6 protein-coding genes and 1 tRNA gene are annotated in these 2,880 nt (G+C 47.1%); all 7 read left to right on the top strand.

Translation table 11 applies throughout. The annotated features are described in order from the left end of the window. Positions 1 to 17 precede the first annotated feature (17 nt). Entirely contained in the window at positions 18 to 257 is a 240-nt protein-coding gene (locus H627_RS20390) for a hypothetical protein (RefSeq protein WP_258457795.1), read from the top strand. Beyond that, positions 254 to 523, top strand: a complete 270-nt coding sequence (locus H627_RS0115175; protein WP_027829603.1) for a hypothetical protein — start codon at positions 254 to 256, stop codon at positions 521 to 523. The genes H627_RS20390 and H627_RS0115175 overlap by 4 nt, the downstream gene beginning before the upstream one ends. Then, a complete protein-coding gene (locus tag H627_RS0115170; RefSeq protein WP_027829602.1) occupies positions 520 to 897 on the top strand; it encodes a YopX family phage-derived protein in 378 nt (125 codons plus the stop codon). The genes H627_RS0115175 and H627_RS0115170 overlap by 4 nt, the downstream gene beginning before the upstream one ends. After that, positions 890 to 1,132, top strand: a complete 243-nt coding sequence (locus tag H627_RS0115165; protein ID WP_027829601.1) for a hypothetical protein — start codon at positions 890 to 892, stop codon at positions 1,130 to 1,132. The genes H627_RS0115170 and H627_RS0115165 overlap by 8 nt, the downstream gene beginning before the upstream one ends. An 81-nt stretch (positions 1,133 to 1,213) precedes the next feature. Then, positions 1,214 to 1,672, top strand: coding sequence for an ArpU family phage packaging/lysis transcriptional regulator (locus H627_RS0115160; RefSeq protein WP_081674968.1), 459 nt, complete (start codon positions 1,214 to 1,216; stop codon positions 1,670 to 1,672). Positions 1,673 to 2,138: 466 nt separating this feature from the next. Continuing rightward, positions 2,139 to 2,210: transfer RNA gene (locus tag H627_RS0115155), tRNA-OTHER, on the top strand. Positions 2,211 to 2,318: 108 nt separating this feature from the next. Beyond that, positions 2,319 to 2,880 (top strand): DNA adenine methylase (locus H627_RS0115150; RefSeq protein WP_258457793.1); only part of this gene is annotated, 562 nt, incomplete at its 3' end.

Raw genomic sequence — 2,880 nt, 5'->3', positions numbered from 1 at the left:
AATCTTCCGATGGTAACTTGCATCCGACACAGGAACTATTGGATTACGACGACCGTTATGATGATGCGTTGCCAGATGATCTGCCAGTGATTCCGGAAGACGTTAGTGAATGGTTGACATGGTGCAAAAGGAAGCACCATTCGTTGAAAGATGCGCTTGATGGTGAAACGCGCGTCAGCGAAGATACTTTCGCCCGTGCCTGGCTGCTAGGCATCTGGCGCGTTGAGGAAACCGGTGAAATTGGAGGAAAAAAATGAACATACATGAGCAGTTCAAAGGCGGTTTCACACGTGGATCAGGAATTTGTACTGAGGAAATTCTACATGATGATCGTGTCATGGGCGAGCATAAGCTACAGTTCCTGATGTATGATGCGAACCTATATCCTTGCCCGAATCTAAGCACTTGGAAGCCAAAAGTTAAGCAAGAAGTTATCAACTTTGTTAAAGAGCGAGTCTCCAAATTCAATGCTGATGTTTGGGTAGATGATGTGCAAATCAAAACATATGAGGCGGAGAAATGAAACGAGAGATTAAGTTCAGAGTTTGGGACCATAACACGGATACAATGATGATCCCTGATAATTTCGAGTTTTATGATGGCGAAATTGGCTGGATTGATGCAAGCCGAGAAGCAGGACCAGGATCGGGCAATGATGGTTATCCAGATCAGTTCGAGATTATGCAGTACACCGGTCTGCACGACAAGAACGGACGGGAAATCTACGAAGGCGATCTTGTCAAGAATGAGAATGGTGTGCTACGGGTTGTTGAATTCCATGACGGATCATTCACGTTAGGGGACTATTACTTTGGGAGCATCGGGGCTGGTCGAGTCCTGGAGGTCGTCGGGAATATCTACGAGGACCCGGATTTACTGGAGGCGCAGCATGACTGAAACAGTGCAGGACGTGTTTAATGACGTGTGGAAACATTACTTGGGGCTTGCTTATAGCAGTGACAGCAATAGTCTTATTGGTCCTCCAGGGATGGCAGGCGATATATGTGATGCGCCGGAACGATTTGCGGCTGCACTCGCCGCTGAAAAGGGGTCGAAATCGACCCGTTTAGCCGACAAGCAAAAAAACTGCCGATACTGCCCGATGTGTGGCCGTCGATTGAAGGAAAAATAAATTCTAGGTAACAAAAAAGGCCGCTTCCGCGACCGTGTGTGTTTAACTCATGCAAATAAATTATAGCACAGGAGCGTGGCCATGATGCGGGTAACACAACGATTTTCAAGAGTAGACAGAGATAAGACGGCGGCCAATGCAGAGCGTATCTTGATCCAGTACCCGAATCGCAAGGTAATGGCAATGAGCCGTGAAAACACGCTAGCATCGCCAGCTATGGACGGCATGCCGCGAAGCCCGTCGGTCGAAAACCACGCGGACGATAAGATCATCAATTATATCGAAAATGACGATAAGCAATTCTGCGATAGGTGTGAAAAGATCATCAACACGCTTTTGCCCCAAACAGCAGTCAACGATAAATGGCCGATCATCCTCAAGATGCGCTATGTGGCGCTCAAACCGCTGACTGACGACGTGATAATGGAACGTGTGGGCTATCAGTCCAGCCAGTATTATGAAGCCGTCAAAGACGCTCTCTGCGCGTTTGCCGAATGGTGGCCGAATTATCCAGGAAGCCTCGTCGTCAGCAAATTCTAGACCGGACATTTACCGGACAAACACCGGACAAAGACCGGACACAAACCGGAGTGATTTGGGCTTATTATTGTATTGTGCCAATTTGAAGGACAGCCTGCGAAAGCTTTCTTCTATGCAACCTCCTTTCCTTGATTGGCGCGGCGAGTGGTTGAAAGCCGGGTTCGATTCCCGGTCGCCGCATTGCCCTCAAATTCATATAAAGGATGTGGTATGGCTCACTCCTTCTTGCAATCGACAAGCTATACCGGGGGCAAAAAAAGTCATGCGATGACCCGTAAGGCGAGCGTGACGTATCACTGTGGCGGAACAGGTAGACGCAAACCAGGAACAGAAAGAATGATACGTGTTTAATCACGAGGACACGTCCGTACAAATCATTCATGTCAGGTGCAAATCCTGACCAGTGATATGTAAGGTTAGAGACTTTCTAGAAGGCAAAGCGGTTGACATTACCCAATACCGCATAGCAACCGTAGCTCAGCTGGTAGAGCAGTGGCATAAGCCTAATCGATCGTGGGTTCGAACCCCACCGGTTGCATAAGCCCACCAAACTTTCGAAAGGAAGCGAAGACCGCCTGAACTCGGTCGTGGGCTAAAAAAATTAAATTACTAGGTTACTAGGAATTGTAACAACATAGGCGCTGCCATGAGCGCCTATTTTTATGCACTGCAAAAATACACTGGAGATAGTATGAAAATAACTGAAAAATGGAAACGCGGATTACCCTATGTTGGCAATAAGGGCCAGAAAGCAGAAAAGATCATCGACATCTTGCCTGCCGGCCACCGCCTCATTGATGTATTCGGTGGCGGTGGATCAATCAGCCTGACAGCATCATCATCTGGTAAATGGGATGAAGTAGTTTACAATGACCGGCGAAAAACGGTTGTTAATCTGCTCAAAGCATTGATCGAAGACAACCCTCATTTTGATTTGACGAAGTACGTATATATGGATCGCGAAACGTTTTTCAATTGGCGAGACAACATGCCTGATTCGCTTGAACGGACTCTTGTGATGACTGTTTGGAGCTTTAGCAACGACCTAAGAAGTTATTTGTGGGGGCCAAAAAATGAGAAAGACAAATTGCAACTGACGCGAGCACTATTTTGGGGAGACACGGGGACAAAGCTTGATGGCCTTTATTCATATGCAAAAAACGAAAACAGTATTTCGGGTAAATACAGGCTGTTTCACAAGTGGCGAT

Source organism: Schleiferilactobacillus harbinensis DSM 16991 (assembly GCF_000425885.1).
GTDB lineage: Bacteria > Bacillota > Bacilli > Lactobacillales > Lactobacillaceae > Schleiferilactobacillus > Schleiferilactobacillus harbinensis.
Note: the sequence above shows the minus strand (reverse complement) of the source record. Positions and strands in the feature narration are given on the sequence as shown.